The 14,857-nt window shown below is 65.9% G+C and carries 17 protein-coding genes; 9 read left to right on the top strand and 8 right to left on the bottom strand.

Translation table 11 applies throughout. The features are described 5' to 3' along the window. Window positions 1-224 precede the first annotated feature (224 nt). Window positions 225-1,019, top strand: coding sequence for a phosphatase PAP2 family protein (locus WKF39_RS07740; protein WP_340387040.1), 795 nt, complete (start codon window positions 225-227; stop codon window positions 1,017-1,019). A gap of 2 nt (window positions 1,020-1,021) precedes the next feature. Here the strand turns inward: WKF39_RS07740 and WKF39_RS07735 are convergent, their stop codons facing one another. From WKF39_RS07735 to dnaA, 5 genes are all read right to left on the bottom strand, one after another. Next, complete coding sequence (locus WKF39_RS07735) at window positions 1,022-1,528, bottom strand: DciA family protein (RefSeq protein WP_340387038.1); 507 nt, start codon at window positions 1,526-1,528, stop codon at window positions 1,022-1,024. Then, window positions 1,521-2,645: a DNA replication/repair protein RecF gene (recF, locus tag WKF39_RS07730; RefSeq protein ID WP_340387036.1), complete on the bottom strand. Its 1,125-nt coding sequence runs from the start codon at window positions 2,643-2,645 to the stop codon at window positions 1,521-1,523. The genes WKF39_RS07735 and recF overlap by 8 nt, the downstream gene beginning before the upstream one ends. Window positions 2,646-2,651: 6 nt before the next feature. After that, entirely contained in the window at window positions 2,652-3,575 is a 924-nt protein-coding gene (gene gnd, locus WKF39_RS07725) for a phosphogluconate dehydrogenase (NAD(+)-dependent, decarboxylating) (RefSeq protein WP_340387035.1), read from the bottom strand. Between the two features lie 20 nt (window positions 3,576-3,595). Then, window positions 3,596-4,738, bottom strand: coding sequence for a DNA polymerase III subunit beta (gene dnaN / locus WKF39_RS07720; protein WP_340387033.1), 1,143 nt, complete (start codon window positions 4,736-4,738; stop codon window positions 3,596-3,598). Window positions 4,739-5,138: 400 nt separating this feature from the next. Beyond that, complete coding sequence (dnaA, locus tag WKF39_RS07715; RefSeq protein WP_340387031.1) at window positions 5,139-6,605, bottom strand: chromosomal replication initiator protein DnaA; 1,467 nt, start codon at window positions 6,603-6,605, stop codon at window positions 5,139-5,141. Between the two features lie 345 nt (window positions 6,606-6,950). Between dnaA and rpmH the strand changes: the two genes are divergently transcribed. The 8 genes from rpmH to WKF39_RS07675 all read left to right on the top strand — a co-directional run bounded on the left by rpmH (window position 6,951) and on the right by WKF39_RS07675 (window position 11,712). Beyond that, a complete protein-coding gene (gene rpmH / locus WKF39_RS07710; protein ID WP_340387029.1) occupies window positions 6,951-7,088 on the top strand; it encodes a 50S ribosomal protein L34 in 138 nt (45 codons plus the stop codon). A gap of 17 nt (window positions 7,089-7,105) precedes the next feature. Then, a complete protein-coding gene (gene rnpA, locus WKF39_RS07705) occupies window positions 7,106-7,429 on the top strand; it encodes a ribonuclease P protein component (RefSeq protein ID WP_340387337.1) in 324 nt (107 codons plus the stop codon). Then, window positions 7,426-7,668, top strand: coding sequence for a membrane protein insertion efficiency factor YidD (gene yidD, locus WKF39_RS07700; RefSeq protein WP_340387027.1), 243 nt, complete (start codon window positions 7,426-7,428; stop codon window positions 7,666-7,668). The genes rnpA and yidD overlap by 4 nt, the downstream gene beginning before the upstream one ends. After that, a complete protein-coding gene (yidC, locus tag WKF39_RS07695; RefSeq protein ID WP_340387025.1) occupies window positions 7,653-8,684 on the top strand; it encodes a membrane protein insertase YidC in 1,032 nt (343 codons plus the stop codon). Before yidD ends, yidC begins: the two co-directional genes overlap by 16 nt. After that, window positions 8,681-9,154 carry a R3H domain-containing nucleic acid-binding protein gene (locus WKF39_RS07690; RefSeq protein WP_340387023.1) on the top strand — a complete coding sequence of 158 codons (474 nt, stop codon included), beginning with the start codon at window positions 8,681-8,683 and terminating at the stop codon, window positions 9,152-9,154. Before yidC ends, WKF39_RS07690 begins: the two co-directional genes overlap by 4 nt. Window positions 9,155-9,210: 56 nt before the next feature. Then, window positions 9,211-9,786: a 16S rRNA (guanine(527)-N(7))-methyltransferase RsmG gene (gene rsmG, locus WKF39_RS07685; protein ID WP_340387021.1), complete on the top strand. Its 576-nt coding sequence runs from the start codon at window positions 9,211-9,213 to the stop codon at window positions 9,784-9,786. A gap of 76 nt (window positions 9,787-9,862) precedes the next feature. Next, the gene (locus WKF39_RS07680; RefSeq protein ID WP_340387019.1) at window positions 9,863-10,825 is read left to right on the top strand and encodes an AAA family ATPase; all 963 of its coding nucleotides are present in this window, start codon (window positions 9,863-9,865) and stop codon (window positions 10,823-10,825) included. Continuing rightward, on the top strand, window positions 10,822-11,712 hold the full coding sequence (locus tag WKF39_RS07675; RefSeq protein ID WP_340387017.1) for a ParB/RepB/Spo0J family partition protein: 891 nt from the start codon (window positions 10,822-10,824) through the stop codon (window positions 11,710-11,712). The genes WKF39_RS07680 and WKF39_RS07675 overlap by 4 nt, the downstream gene beginning before the upstream one ends. Before the next feature lie 109 nt (window positions 11,713-11,821). Here the strand turns inward: WKF39_RS07675 and trxA are convergent, their stop codons facing one another. From trxA to WKF39_RS07660, 3 genes are all read right to left on the bottom strand, one after another. After that, window positions 11,822-12,148 (bottom strand): thioredoxin, encoded by a 327-nt coding sequence (gene trxA, locus WKF39_RS07670; RefSeq protein ID WP_340387015.1) that lies wholly within the window; start codon window positions 12,146-12,148, stop codon window positions 11,822-11,824. Window positions 12,149-12,196: 48 nt separating this feature from the next. Further along, a complete protein-coding gene (gene trxB, locus WKF39_RS07665; RefSeq protein WP_340387013.1) occupies window positions 12,197-13,171 on the bottom strand; it encodes a thioredoxin-disulfide reductase in 975 nt (324 codons plus the stop codon). Between the two features lie 81 nt (window positions 13,172-13,252). Further along, the gene (locus WKF39_RS07660; RefSeq protein WP_340387011.1) at window positions 13,253-14,821 is read right to left on the bottom strand and encodes a protein kinase family protein; all 1,569 of its coding nucleotides are present in this window, start codon (window positions 14,819-14,821) and stop codon (window positions 13,253-13,255) included. Window positions 14,822-14,857 lie beyond the last annotated feature (36 nt).

Below are 14,857 nucleotides of genomic sequence, written 5' to 3'. Positions count from 1 at the left end.
GTCCAGTATACGGGCGGTTGTGTGCGTCTCAGCGCTTAGCCGCCATTCTGGAGCGGCGAGTCCTGGTCATCGAATGCCCTTGAGAGCCACAGAACGGCGGGTGTGAGGTCGCCGGAGGCCCCGGGCCGACCACGGGTATGGACTTGGCGCTCCTGATTCGCCCACTTCGCCCATCCACCTTGCGGGGATTGGGCCTGTTGGGCCGCGTCGGGCATCGTAGAGGTATGTCCACTCTCACCGCGCGTCGCGACACCGTGCTCCCGGCGTGCGCCGCTGCGATCGCGGGTCTGCTCTCGCTGATCCTGTTGTGGCGGGTGGCGCTGCAATCGGGTCGGGGCCAGGACTGGGACGACTCCGCGATGCGGACCGTGGTTGCCGGCGGCGATGCCCAGCACACGCTGCTGAGCGTTCTGGGCAACGTGTCGATCGGGGCAATCGTGGTGGTGGCGGTGGGCTGCGTCGTGGTGGCCATGATGCGCGGGCAGGCGCGACTCGCCCTGGCGGCCGGGTTGATCATTGCCGGGGCCAATCTCACGACTCAGCTGCTCAAGCACTCGCTCCTCGACCGGCCGGACTTCGGCCTGGGCACCCTCAACAGCCTGCCGAGCGGTCACACCACGGTGGTGGCGAGCGCCGCCGGAGCCGTGCTCCTGGTCGCACCGATCGGCCTACGTCCGCTGATCGCCGCGGCCGGCGGATTCGCCACGACCCTCACGGGGGCGTCGACCATCGTGGCCGGCTGGCACCGACCTGCCGACGTCATCGCGGCCCTGGCCGTGTGTCTGCTGTGGACCGGCCTCGTCGCCGTATTGATCCACGGTCCCCGCCGTCGCGCGACCGATACGTTCCTCAGCACGGTGCTCGGCTGCGGTGCCGCGCTCGCGGTCCTCGTCGTCATCGGGGTCCGACCGGCATACGGCTGGGTCGGCTTCACCCAGGCATCGCTGGTCCTCGGAGCGGTCACCGCGATCACGGCGCTGTTCGTCGTCGCCGCGGCAGCTGTCGCACCCGCGGACTGACGTCATCCGTAGGTGTCGCGAGGACCACGTGCACCGCGGATCGACCTCGGGCCGTTCTTCCATGACGGAGCCTGAGGTCCACGCACCACGATGCGCAGGACGGATCCGTCTCCGAGGAGCACGTTGAGTTTGGCCACGATACGGGGGGCCAGGAGTCTCAGCTGCGTGGCCCAGGCCGTCGAGTCCGTACGCACCTCGACCTCGCCGTCGTCGAACGAGATCACCTCGGAGTGCTGCGCGACCTCTGGCCCCACGATGCCGGCCCAGTCGGTGAAGACTCTTTGCGCGGCCAACCGCTCGTCCCAGCCCTGGTCGTTGACGACCTGGCCGAGCAGGTCGGCGAGGGGGCTCGGCTCATCGCGATCGGCCCGTGACGGCCTGGCGGGGCGTACTCGCCGTTTCGCTCCGGGCGGCGCGGGCGTTGCCTTGCCGCGGTAGGACTTGGCGATGTCCCGAGCCAGGCCGAGTCCGTCCTCCGGTGCTGGGGTTGGTTCTTCGGGATCAGTCACGGACGACCTCCCCTGATGCGACGTTGAAGCGGTGCCCCTTGAGCGCTTCGGGCACATCGTCGGCGACTGCGGCGGTGACGAGCACCTGCTCAGCGTCGCCCACCAGCTCGGCGAGCTGTTGGCGTCGACCCTGGTCGAGCTCGGCGAACACATCGTCCAGGATCAGCACCGGATCGTCGTCATCCTCACGCAGCAGCTCGAATGACGCGAGTCTCAGCGCCAACGCCAACGACCAGGACTCACCGTGACTCGCATAGCCCTTGGCCGGCAGGTCGCCGATCGTCAGGGTCACCTCGTCGCGATGCGGGCCGACCAGGCTGATGCCGCGATCCATCTCATCGTTGCGCCGGCGAGCAATCTCCTCCAACAGCGCTTCACGGATCGCATCCTGATCACGTACGTCTGGGTCGAGCTCGAGGGACGGCTTGTAGGCCGCGGTGACGTCGCGGCGCTCGGGTGCTGACTCGGCGGCGACGCGGACGTAGGCCTCGGCCAGGTGCGGAGCCAGCGCGTCGATCAGCAACAACCTCGTCGAGACGAGCTCTGCTCCCGTCCTCGCAAGGTTCTCGTCCCAGATGTCGAGCGTGGCTATCTCGACATTGCGCCTGCCCCTGGCCGACTTGAGCAGCGTGTTGCGTTGCCTGAGGACCCGCTCGTAGTCGGCCCGCACCCCGGCCAGCCGTGGAGTCCGCAGCACCAGCAGCGAGTCAAGGAACCTCCGCCGGTCGGAGGGGTCGCCCTTGACCAGCGCGAGGTCCTCAGGTGAGAACATCACGGTGCGAAGCACGCCGATGATGTCGCGAGTCCGGGGCAGGGCTCCACGGTTGATACGGGCCCGGTTGGACTTGCCCGGCGTGATCTCGAGCTCGAGCAGAGCCGTGCGGTCGCCGCGGACGACCTCAGCGCGTACGACCGCCTGGTCCGCGCCCGCACGAACCAGTGGGGTGTCACCGGAGACGCGGTGCGAGTCGAGCCGCGAGAGATAGTCGACGGCCTCGACGAGATTGGTCTTGCCCTGGCCGTTCGCGCCGATGAAGGCCGTGGCGCCCGGCTCGAGAACCACCTCGATGCGGCGGTAGGACCGGAAGTCGTGCAGGGTCAGGCGGCTGACGTGCACAACGACCTAGACGGGATCAGCCGGATCGGCATCGGCGGGGTCGATCCCCTTCTCCTCGGCGGCCCGGACGGCGTGTCCACCGAACTGCTGACGCATCGCGGCGACGGCCTGCATCGCGGGCGATTCATCCTGTCGCGAGCTGAACCGGGCGAACAACGAGGCGGCGATCGTGTGCATCGGGACGGCGTTGTCGATGGCGGCCTCGACCGTCCATCGGCCCTCACCGGAGTCCTCGGCGTAGCCGCGGACCTTCGAAAGTCCCGGGTCCTCCTGGAGAGCGTTGACCAGCAGGTCGAGCAGCCATGAGCGCACGACCGTTCCGGTGCGCCACGAGTCGAAGACATCGGTGACGTTGTCGACCATGTCGACCTTCTCGAGCAGCTCGAAACCTTCGGCGTAGGCCTGCATCATGGCGTACTCGATGCCGTTGTGAACCATCTTGGAGAAGTGCCCGGCGCCCACGCGGCCCGCGTGGACGAATCCGGACTCACCCTCCGGCTTGAGCGCGTCGAACGCGAACTGCACCTTGGCGATGTCCTCGCTGGTGCCGCCGGCCATCAGCGCGTAGCCGTTGTCGAGCCCCCACACTCCGCCACTCACACCACAGTCGACGTAACCGATGTTCTTCTTGGCGGCGAGCTCGGCGTGCAGCTCGTCGTCGGTCCAGCGGGAGTTGCCGCCGTCGACGATCACGTCACCTTCGCTGAGCAGCCCGAGCAGCTCCTCGACCGTGGACCGGGTGATGTCCCCGGCCGGCACCATGACCCAGACGATCTTGGGGCTCGGGAGTTTGTCGACCATCTCGGCCAGCGTTGAGACGTCGCTGACCTCGGGGTTGTGGTCGTATCCGACGACAGTGACTCCGGCGTTGCGCATGCGCGTACGCATGTTCCCGCCCATCTTGCCGAGTCCGACGAGTCCGATGTCCATGTCGAGGGTCCCTCCTGGGATCAGTTCTGCAGGCGCACGGGCATGATCAGGTAACGGAACGCGACGTCTGGGTCGGCCCCGATCTCCTGGACCCCTGAGATGGCTGCCGGTTTGGTGTGCTGCGTGAAGGACAGGTGCACGACGGGATCGGACATGACCGCAAGCCCTTCCAGCAGATATGTCGGGTTGAACCCGATCGAGATGTCGGCGCCGTTGATCGTGGCCTCGATCGACTCGGACGCCTGGGCCTCGTCGCCGCTTCCGGCCTCGAGCAGAAGCTGCCCGTCGGAGAAGCTCAGGCGTACGGGCGTGTTGCGCTCGGCGACCAGGGCGACGCGCTTGACCGAGTCGACGAAGGCCTGGGTCTCGACGTAGGCGACCGTCTCGGCCTGCGCCTGGAACAGCTGTCGTACGCGGGGGAAGTCGCCCTCGAGGAGACGGGTCGTGGTGCGCCTCGTGCCGTTGCCGACGACGCCCTCGAATCCGATGAGCCCGTCACCGGCCTCTCCTGAGGACACCGCAATCGTGACGTCGCCGCCCGAGGTCAGCGCGCGAGCGGTCTCATTGAGGACCCGTGCCGGGACCAGGGCCTGGGCCGAGAGGTCGCTGGCCTCGGGATACCACTGCAGATCTCGAAGGCTTGCACGGAATCGGTCGGTGGCCATGAGGGAGATCTTCGATCCCTCGAGCTCGAGCCGGACACCGGTGAGGAGCGGGAGCATCTCGTCACGACCAGCAGCGGCGCTGGCCTGGGAAACCGCGGTGGCGAAGTCGTCGGCCTTGATCGTGCCGGACGCGGTGGGCATGTCCGGAAGCTGGGGATATTCCTCGACCGGCATGGTCTGCAGGCTGAATCGGGCGTTGCCGCAGATGACCTGGACCTTGGTCCCGTCGAGTGACACATCGACCGGTTTGGCTGGTAACGACTTGACGATCTCGGCAAGCAGGCGACCGGAGACAAGCGCACGACCGTCGCCACTGACCTCGGCCGGGAGCGTTGCTCGCGTCGAGGTCTCGTAGTCGAAGCCCGAGAGGGTGAGGCCATCGGCCGCGGTCTCGATGAGCAGGCCGGCCAGGACGGGAACGCTCGGGCGGTTGGGCAGGCTGCGCGCTGTCCACGCGACGGCGTCGGCAAGCGTGTCGCGGTCGATACGGAACTTCACGTGATGGGGCCTTTCCGAGGACGGGAGCCGTCGAGGTGAATCCTGCCATGGGATGCGGCGCTGGAGATACTCAGGGGAACTCCAGAATGTGTCATCCACACAGAGGGCTTGTGGTGACTTCTGCGGGGGTTGCCGAGATAAAGAAGAGTAGTAGTCGTAGTAGCCTCTGTGGATTCGGTGGACAACCCGTGTTTGCGCTGGTGGGACAGCGTGGAGGCCGGTGGACAACCTGTGGCCGACGGTTCGCCGAAACTACAGCTCCCTGTGGATGTCGGCGTCCCGTTCACACGGTGTTCACATGGGGGCCGAAGATGTCCACGTGACTGGTGGGTTTTCCCACAACCCCATCCCCAGGTGTGTATGTCCCGGGTATGAATGGTCCGTTCGGGCCATTCATGGCTCATGACTGGCGAGCCTGCTGCTTGATGCGGGCGGTGAGCTCGGTGACCTGGTTGTAGACCGCATGCTTCTCGGCCATCAGCTTGCGGATCTTGCGATCGGCGTGCATCACGGTGGTGTGGTCGCGGTTGCCGAACTCCTGGCCGATCTTGGGCAGCGACATCTCGGTGAGCTCGCGGCACAGATACATCGCGATCTGCCTGGCGAGCACGAGGTTGCGGCTGCGGTTGGTGCTGCACAGGTCGTCGATCGAGAACTCGGAGTACGCCGCGGTCTGGGCCATGATCATGCCGACCGTGATGTCGGGCTCCTCACCTTCGGCGATGAGATCCTTCAGCACGATCTGGGCGAGCTGCAGGTCGACCGTCGTGCCGTTGAGGTTGGCGAAGGCCGTCGCACGGATCAGGGCGCCCTCGAGCTCACGGATGTTGGTCTGCACCTTGCTGGCGATGAACTCCAGCACGTCGGCCGGGGCCGTGAGCTTCTCGTTGGCGGCCTTCTTGCGAAGGATCGCGATGCGGGTCTCGAGATCGGGCGGCTGCACATCGGTCGTCAATCCCCACTCGAACCGGTTGCGGAGCCGGTCCTCCAGTGTCGTGAGGTTCTTGGGCGGCCGGTCGGACGTCATGACGATCTGCTTGTTCTCGTTGTGCAGAGCGTTGAAGGTGTGGAAGAACTCGGTCTGGGTGGACTCCTTGCCCTCCAGGAACTGGATGTCGTCGACCAGGAGCACGTCGATCTCGCGGTACTTGCGCTTGAGGGCCGCCGTGCGGTTCTCGCGGATCGCGTTGATGACGTCGTTGGTGAATTCTTCGCTGTTGACGTAGCGCACCCGCGAGGAGGGATAGAGGTTGAGGACGTAGTGACCAATGGCGTGCAGGAGGTGGGTCTTGCCAAGTCCGGACTCCCCGTGGATCACGAGTGGGTTGTACGCCTTGCCCGGTGCTTCGGCGACGGCGACGGCCGCGGCATGAGCGAAGCGGTTGGATGATCCGATGACGAAGTTCTCGAACAGATAACGCGGATTGAGCCGAGCCTCGGCGATGCTGCCGATCCGTGGCGGTGTCGTCCTGCGCTCCGCCCAGCTCGGGACGAACTCATCCTGGTCGTCGTCGTCCTCGTCGTCGAGATCGTTGTCCTGAACCCGGTAGCCGGCCTGTCGATTTGTCGACATGTCGTCTTGTGTATTTTGATAGGTATCGATCAGGGTCGGCTCGATCGTGACGACGAGGCGGGTCTCCTGCTGCAGGGTCGTGCTGATCGCGTGCTCGAGCGCGGGTCGAACCCGGGACTCGAGCTGGGCGCGGGTGAGGTCGTCCTGGACTGCCACGATGAGGATGTTGTTGTGCAGCGTGAGGGGCTTGGCGGAGTAGACCCAGACCTTGGCGCCAGGTGAGAGAGTGTCGACGGCTCGCTGCCAGACTCGGTTGAGATGCTCTTCCGGGCTGGTTTCCTGGCCGTCACTCATCCAATGCCTCCCGACACGTCCACATGGTTTTCCACAGTGTGTGAATGCAAACTCGAGGGTTGAGGCAGCCCTGTGGAAAAGTCGCTACCGCGGTGACGCTAGCAGCGTATGGGGGGTGCTTACAAGCGGAATTCCCCAGCTTGTCCGGGGCCTGCGGCGTGTCGGGTGGACGCCGGTCTGGTTGGCGCGTATGGCTATCAGTTTGACCGGGGTCCGGGGCGCCCGTACCGTTGTCTAGTCGTCCTGAAACGACAACTGCCGCATGCCCATCATGGCTTCACATTTTGGTGGTGGGCGAGCGGTGGCCGTCGATCGGCCCAGTCCGAAATCCGTGAGGAACACATCGTGAGCAAGCGTACTTTCCAGCCGAACACCCGTCGTCGCTCCAAGAAGCACGGCTTCCGCCTCCGCATGCGCACCCGCGCCGGCCGTGCGATCCTCGCGGACCGCCGCCGCAAGGGCCGCGCCAAGCTGTCTGCCTGATCTCCTTGCTCGCACGCGTGCAACGCATGCGCAGCGGGGATCAATTCCGGCACACGATTCGTCGTGGTGCCAAAGGCGCTCAGCCAACCCTCGTCACCCATGTCGTCCCGGGAACCGGCGGACCCACGTCCGTCGGTTTCGTGGTGAGCAAGGCTGTGGGTTCTGCCGTCGATCGCAATCGGGTCAAGCGTCAGCTTCGACACCTGATGCGAGAGCGGGTCGCAGAACTGCCTGAGGGCAGCCGGGTCGTCGTGCGGGCGCTTCCCGCTGCGAGTGGGGTTCGCTCGGCAACCCTTGCTGAGCACCTGGACGCCGCCCTCTCGCGGGCAGGTGCCCGATGAAGCACCCCTTGATCTGGTTGCTGAAGGCATACCGCTTCGCCATCAGCCCGCTCTATGGTCAGGTCTGTCGCTATCACCCGACCTGCTCGGCCTACGCTTTGCAGGCCGTGGAGACTCATGGTGCGCTGCGCGGGACCTGGCTCGCCGTTCGTCGTGTCGGGCGCTGCCACCCGTGGAGCGCCGGCGGCTACGACCCGGTGCCACTGTCACACAGAGGAGAACAATGTTCGACTTCCTAGGCGAGATCGGCGGCGCCATCATGACGCCGCTGTACTACGCCGTGTCCGGGGTCCTGTTGGTCTGGCACCGGATCTTTGAGTTTCTCGGTCTGTCGGCCGACTCCGGCTGGACCTGGGCGCTGTCGATCATCGGGCTGACCCTCACGATCCGCACGCTGCTGATCCCGCTTTTCGTCAAGCAGATCAAGTCGAGCCGCAACATGCAGTTGCTGCAGCCGCAGATCAAGGCGCTTCAGCAGAAGTACAAGCACGACCGCGAGCGCCTGACCCAAGAGCAGATGAAGCTGTGGAAGGAGACGGGCACCAACCCGTTCGCCTCCTGCCTCCCACTGATCCTGCAGATGCCGATCTTTTTCGCGTTGTTCCGCGTCATCGACCAGGCGGCCAAGAATGGCGCGGAAGGCGCGCGTGGATTCCTCAGCGGCTCCGACGCAGATTCGCTGCAGAGCGCGGCATTTGCCGGTGCCAGGATCGCCGACACGTTGATGTCGTTCGGTCCTTTCGAGCTGGCGGAGTCGTGGAACGTGCGGCTGCTGGCGAGCTTCTTCGTCATCGCGATGTGCGTCACCCAGTTCACGACACAGCGTCAGCTGATGTCCAAGAACATGCCGGCCGACGCCATGACCGGCCAGTATGCCCAGCAGCAGAAGTTGCTCCTGTACGTCCTTCCGGTTGTCTTCGCGGTTGGCGGTGTGGCGTTCCCGCTCGGTGTGCTGATCTACTGGACCACATCGAACCTCTGGACGATGGGCCAGCAGTTCTATGTCATCCGTAACAACCCCGCGCCCGGAACTCCGGCTTTCAAGGCCAAGCAGGATCGCGATGCCAAGCACGGCAAGACCGTGGCCGAGGATCCGCTCAAGCCCGTGGTCGAAGAGGCACCCAGGCCCGCGCCTCGGCAGCAGCCCAAGAATCAGGCGCGAAGCCAGCGAAAGAAGAAGCCGGTCGGCCCGCCCAAGAAGAAGCCTGACATCACGAGCAAGACCCACGACACGGACAAGGACGGCCTCAAGTGACTGAAGCGGCTAAGAAGTTGGAGAAGGAAGGCGACATCGCGGCTGACTTCCTCGAGGAGCTGCTCGACATCGCCGACCTGGACGGGGACATCGACATGGACGTCGATGGTGACCGTGCCGCGGTCGAGATCGTCGGCGGGAACCTGGATCACCTGGTCGGCCGGGACGGCGATGTGCTTGATGCGTTGCAGGAGCTCACCCGACTCGCGGTCTATCGCGAGACTGGCGAGCGCAGCCGGCTGATGCTGGATGTCGCTGGTTTCCGCGCTGCCCGCCGGACCGAGCTCGTGGCGATTGCCGAGAGCGCTATCGAGAAGGTCAGGGCAGGCGAACCCTCCGTTGCCCTCGACGTGATGACGCCCTTCGAGCGCAAGGTCGTGCACGACGCCGTTGCTGAGGGCGGTCTGATGAGCTCGTCGGACGGCACCGAGCCTCACCGCTATGTCGTCATCCACGCTGCGGTCCAGTAAGGGCTTCGATGCAAGACGATGTTTCACGTGAAACACCCCCGTCGCACGCGGCGGGGGTGTTCTCGTCCCGCCTCCCCTTGGCGGTGGAGTATGCCCGCATCCTGGCCACCGATGGCGTGGTGAAGGGCCTGATCGGACCTCGCGAGGTGCCGCGGATCTGGGACCGGCACATCATGAACTCCGCAGTGGTTGCTCCCCGCGTCCCGGAGAACTCGTCAGTTGCCGACATCGGCACCGGTGCAGGGCTGCCGGGACTCGTCTGGGCGATAGCCCGTCCGGATCTGCGGGTCTCTCTGGTCGAGCCTTTGCTGCGCCGGACCACTTTCCTCGATGAGACCGTCGAGGCTCTGGGACTCGACAACGTCTCGGTCGTGCGCGCCCGGGCCGAAGATGTCGACGAGACTTACGACGTGGTGACCGCTCGGGCGGTGGCGGCACTCGACAAGCTAGGCCGCTGGTGCCTGCCGCTGGTCAGTCGCGGCGGGGTTCTGCTTGCGCTGAAGGGCCGGACGGCACAGGCCGAGGTGGACACGGCCACAGCGACACTCCACCGGCTCGGCGCGAAGACTATCGTGGTGGCAACGTACGCGAATGGCGACGTTCCGACGACTGTTGTGGAGGTCACCAAGTGAGCTTCCGGCCCCGGTCCCCTCACCCAGGATTCACCGAACAGTCCGATGTTTCACGTGAAACCAATCAGGAGGACTCATGAGCAACTCATCCTCCACACCAGGCCCCACGACCGCCTCCAGCTATCGGGTCTCGGTGCCGTCGAGGGATGATTCGACCCCCCTGGCCTCAGAGGTCGAGGAGCACATCGCTCTGGTGCAGCGGACATCGGCAACGCTGCGGTTTGAGCCGCCGGCGCGAACGCGAGTCTTCGTGGTGGCCAACCAGAAGGGCGGGGTCGGCAAGACCACGACGACCGTCAACATCGCAGCGGCGCTGGCGCTCAAGGGCCTACGGGTCCTGGTCGTCGATCTGGATCCCCAGGGCAACGCCTCCACCGCGCTCAACATCCCGCACGCGGAAGGCACGCCGGGTGTGTACGAGGCCATCGTCGACGGAGTCGACCTCGACGAGCTGATCAAGCCATGTCCCGATATCGACGGGCTCACGGTGCTCCCGGCGTCGATCGACCTGGCCGGCGCCGAGATCGAGCTGGTGTCGCTGGTCGCTCGTGAGTCGCGCCTCGACCGCGCGCTGCAGAGCTATCTCTCCGACTGCGAGGGCGCCGGCGACCGGATCGACTACGTCCTGATTGACTGCCCGCCATCGCTGGGTCTGCTCACGGTCAACGCGATGGTCGCGGGGCGTGAGGTGCTGATCCCGATCCAGTGCGAGTACTACGCACTCGAGGGCCTCGGTCAGCTGGTCCGCAACATCGACCTGATCCGTGCACACCTCAACCCGCAGCTGGAGGTGTCGACGATCCTGCTGACGATGTACGACGCGCGTACTCGCCTGTCCGCGGGAGTCGCCGAAGAGGTGCGCAGTCATTTCGCCGAGAAGGTCCTCAGGACGGCGATCCCCCGCTCCGTACGCATCTCCGAGGCGCCGAGCTATCAACAGTCCGTCATCACCTACGACGGCTCGTCCTCCGGCGCGCTGTCCTACCTCGAAGCCGCCCGCGAGATCGCGGCGGCCGGTCGACAGGAGCCACAGCGATGAGCACACGACGCGGACTGGGGCGTGGGCTCGAGTCCCTGATCCCCTCGAGCCCGGCTGAGGCGAAGGCCTCGGGTCTTGAGGAGATCGCGGGAGCCCGCTTTGCCGAGATCCCCCTCGACCAGATCGTGGCCAACCCGCGGCAGCCACGCCAGGTGTTCGACGAGGACCACATGTCGGAGCTGGTCCACTCCATCAAGGAGGTCGGGCTGCTGCAGCCAGTCGTGGTCCGTGAGGTTGCCAAGGACCGCTACGAGCTCATCATGGGTGAGCGCCGTTGGCGGGCGAGCGACAAGGCCGGACTCGACACGATCGGAGCGATCGTCCGGGACACCTCGGATGAGGATCTGCTCCGGGACGCCCTGCTGGAGAATCTCCACCGGTCACAGCTCAACCCGCTTGAAGAGGCGTCCGCCTATCAGCAGCTGCTCGAGGACTTCGGCTGCACGCACGAGGAGCTGGCCGACCGGATCGGGCGCTCACGTCCGCAGATCAGCAACACTTTGCGGCTCCTCAAGCTGACGCCGGCAGTCCAGCGACGGGTTGCCGCTGGCGTGCTCTCGGCCGGTCATGCCCGTGCGCTGGTGAGTGTTGGCAACGCCGAGATTCAGGAGCGGCTCGCGACTCGCGTCGTGGCCGAGGGACTCTCGGTTCGTGCGCTCGAGGAGATCGTCACGGTTGGTCCTGATGCGGCCCCGCGACCTTCGGTACGACAGTCCGCCAGAGTGTCCGCGCCACGCCTGGCCGATCTCGCTGCACGACTGTCGGAGCGCTATGACACCCGGGTCAAGGTTGACCTGGGGCGCTCCAAGGGCAAGGTCACGGTGGAGTTCGCCACGCTGGAGGATCTTGAGCGAATCGTCGAGCTGATGGATCCGAAGAAGCGGTAAATCGATAAGTCGATAAGTCGATAAATAGACTAACCGACATAAGTAAGCCCGGCCGCTCATCGAGTGGCCGGGCTTGCTCGTTGTCTCAGCAGTGCTGCGCGCGATTGGCCTAGGAGGTGTGCTCTTCGAGCTCGCTGAGGATCGCGCTCTTGGGACGGACGCCCACGATCGAGCGGACGACCTCGCCCTTGTAGTAGAGGTTCATGGTCGGCAGGCCCGTGACGCGATATTGGGCTGGGGTCACGGGGTTGGCATCCGCGTCCATCTTGACGATCGTGAGCTTCTCGCCCTTCTCCTTGGCGATCTCCTCCAGGATCGGTGCGAGCTGGCGGCACGGTCCGCACCAGCTGGCCCAGAAGTCGACGAGCACGGGCCCGTCAGCCTTCAGCACCGTTGCATCGAAGTCGGCGTCGGTGACGGCGGTGATGTCTGCCATGAGTTTCTCCTTCAGGTCTGTGGTGATGTCAACATCGGGGCCTCGTGGTTATTCCACGAGGGCAGCCGACGGCGCCGGCGCTCCCGCGGCCTCCTGGTCGGCGAGGTAGCGCTCAGCGTCAAGCGATGCCGCGCAGCCGGTGCCGGCCGCGGTGATGGCTTGGCGGTAGGTGTGGTCGACGAGGTCGCCCGCGGCGAACACCCCGGGCAGATTGGTCGCAGTTGTGCCGGTCTCGACCAGGACATAGCCCTCGTCGTCCAGCTGGACCTGGCCCTTGAGCAGCTCGGACCTCGGATCGTGACCGATCGCAATGAACAGCCCGGTTGCGTCGATGCGGCGCAGGTCGCCGGTCTCGGTGTCCCGCAGTGTGATGCCCTCGAGCTTGTCGTCGCCGTGGATCTCGGCGACCTCAGAATTCCAGGCGAAATCGATCTTGTCGTTGGCAAAGGCGCGGTCCTGCATGATCTTGGATCCACGCAGCTCGCCGCGGCGGTGCACCATCGTGACCTTGCTGGCGAAACGGGTCAGGAAAGTGGCCTCCTCGAGAGCGGAGTCGCCCCCGCCGACGACCACGATGTTCTGCTCCCGGAAGAAGAACCCGTCGCAGGTGGCGCACCAGGACACGCCGTGGCCGGACAGCCGGTCCTCGCCCTCGACGTCGAGCTTGCGGTAGCCAGATCCCATCGCGAGCACGACGGCCTTGGCCCGATAGGTCGAGCCGTCCGCGAGGCTGACGGTCTTGATGTCGCCCTCGAGCTGCACGGCGGTCACATCGTCGGAGACCAGCTCGGCCCCGAATCGCTCGGCCTGCGCCCGAAGCTTGTCCATCAGGTCGGGCCCCATGATGCCATCGGGGTAGCCGGGGAAGTTCTCCACGTCGGTGGTGTTCATCAATGCACCACCAGCGGTGACGGACCCCTCGAACACCAAGGGTTCCAGGTTGGCGCGGGCCGCATAGATCGCCGCTGTGTAGCCCGACGGGCCCGAGCCGATGATGATGAGATTACGAACGTCGTCGCTCATGAACTACCTTCTGATCGTCGTACCGGTGACAACGAATACTAGGCGTTGGGCATTCCCGCGCCGGAATGGACCGCTGGCGCGTCAGGACCTGCCACTGACAACGACCTCGCGGATCTCGCCACGGAATCGACCCTCGTCGACCTCGGGAACCGAGCGGAGCCACACCACGACGTAGCGGGTGAGAATTCCCGATTGCAGCGACACCGTGGCGTCGGTCCCGGCCCGGTCGAGCACGGCAACCCGGCGGAGGCCCTGGAGGGTGCGAGGCACCTTGTTGCGAGCGGGTTGCGAGGCATAGATCGAGAAGCTCGTCGGCGCACCCTCGAGCCGCACCCGCAGGGAGTCGACCTCGCGCGGGCCACCGAGGTCCAGCACGATCCCGACGCCATCCTTGAGATTGCCCAGCTCTGCGGCGCCGAGATAGGTCGCGGTCTGCCAACCGGTCGCAAGCTTGCCGTCGATCGCTCGTCGGGCCTGCTCAGAGTTCTCCCTGCGGTCTTCGCCCTGGGGGTCGAAATCGCCGACCCGCTGCACCGGGAGGACTCTCACAGGAGAGGACTTGCCGATCGGTTCTGCACTGTCATCGGTCGATCGCCCCACCAAGAACGCCAGCACCGTCAGGATCACCAGGGCGCCGACAATGCCGAGCAGCACCAGCCCACGATCGCCCTTGGCCGCCCTCCTCGCCCGCAGCTTGCCTCGCTCGAGGGGCGTTGGAGGAGCCGGTTCGTACGCCTTGGGACGGCGTCGAGGCGGCTTGAGTCCTGGAGGGGGCCCACCAGGGACGATCACCGGGTCAAGGCGGAGGAGGTCGGGCGATGACAGCCCGGCAAGGCTCGGCTGGTCGTCGATCAGGTCGTCGTCCTCGCCGGACAGGTGGAGGGCGCGACCGATGTCGCCGGCCTTGCGCAACGGCGCGGCATGGTTGCGGGGTGGGGTGCCGAGGATGCGGTCGCACGCGGTGTCGACATCACGGGAGACCCCGGCCCGGACCTGGCGGGGGCGCAGCAACCGGCCGTGCTCGGTGGGCGCGGCACGCAGGCCATCGACGTGCGCGCCTGGCCAGCGACTGGTCAGGCATGCGTAGAGCAGCTTGCCGAGGGCCTGGACGTCGAGCTGTTCGTAGGCCTGCAGGTCCGACAGGGAGTCCTGGCGACCCACCGGTGACAGCGCTGTCGTGACGCCGAGGCCCACGACGCGTACGGCACCGGACTGCTTGAGCAGCACCTGGTGAGGAGTCAATCGGCGATGGTAGACACCGTGCTCGTGTGCGTGCGACAGCGCCTCCGCCACCTCGGCGACGACCGTGGCGGCGCGGCGATTGGGCAACGGCGACTGGGCCAGCAGCTGATCCAGTGGGAAGGCGCGGGCCCACTCGCGGATCACGAGGTGATGGTCATGCTCGTCCTCGATCAGGTCGAGCACCCGCAGGAAGCGGGGATCGGTCACGGCAGTCGAGCCGCGCGCGGCGGTCAGGAAGTGATCGGCGCGAGGGTCGGCGCTGGAGAGCATCTCGATGCCGACATTGCGGTTGAGCACCTGGTCGTGGGCCCGCCACGTCGTGGATCCGAGCTTCTCGGTGACCAGGTCCTGGAGTTCGTAGCGGTGCGCGAGCACATCACCGGAGGCCATCGGCCGCCTCTCGCTCATCAACACCCTTTCTCGGACCCACCCCTCATCCTAGTC

Source organism: Aeromicrobium sp. (assembly GCF_037719875.1).
In the GTDB taxonomy this organism is placed as follows: Bacteria; Actinomycetota; Actinomycetes; order Propionibacteriales; family Nocardioidaceae; genus Aeromicrobium.
Note: the sequence above shows the minus strand (reverse complement) of the source record. Positions and strands in the feature narration are given on the sequence as shown.

Coding starts and splice junctions, on each gene's coding strand:
- WKF39_RS07680 (WP_340387019.1), top strand. CDS start 9,863: ATGAGCAACTCATCCTCCACACCAGGCCCCACGACCGCCTCCAGCTAT.
- yidD (WP_340387027.1), top strand. CDS start 7,426: ATGAAGCACCCCTTGATCTGGTTGCTGAAGGCATACCGCTTCGCCATC.
- trxA (WP_340387015.1), bottom strand. CDS start 12,148: ATGGCAGACATCACCGCCGTCACCGACGCCGACTTCGATGCAACGGTG.
- yidC (WP_340387025.1), top strand. CDS start 7,653: ATGTTCGACTTCCTAGGCGAGATCGGCGGCGCCATCATGACGCCGCTG.
- trxB (WP_340387013.1), bottom strand. CDS start 13,171: ATGAGCGACGACGTTCGTAATCTCATCATCATCGGCTCGGGCCCGTCG.
- dnaA (WP_340387031.1), bottom strand. CDS start 6,605: ATGAGTGACGGCCAGGAAACCAGCCCGGAAGAGCATCTCAACCGAGTC.
- WKF39_RS07740 (WP_340387040.1), top strand. CDS start 225: ATGTCCACTCTCACCGCGCGTCGCGACACCGTGCTCCCGGCGTGCGCC.
- gnd (WP_340387035.1), bottom strand. CDS start 3,575: ATGGACATCGGACTCGTCGGACTCGGCAAGATGGGCGGGAACATGCGT.
- WKF39_RS07660 (WP_340387011.1), bottom strand. CDS start 14,821: ATGAGCGAGAGGCGGCCGATGGCCTCCGGTGATGTGCTCGCGCACCGC.
- WKF39_RS07675 (WP_340387017.1), top strand. CDS start 10,822: ATGAGCACACGACGCGGACTGGGGCGTGGGCTCGAGTCCCTGATCCCC.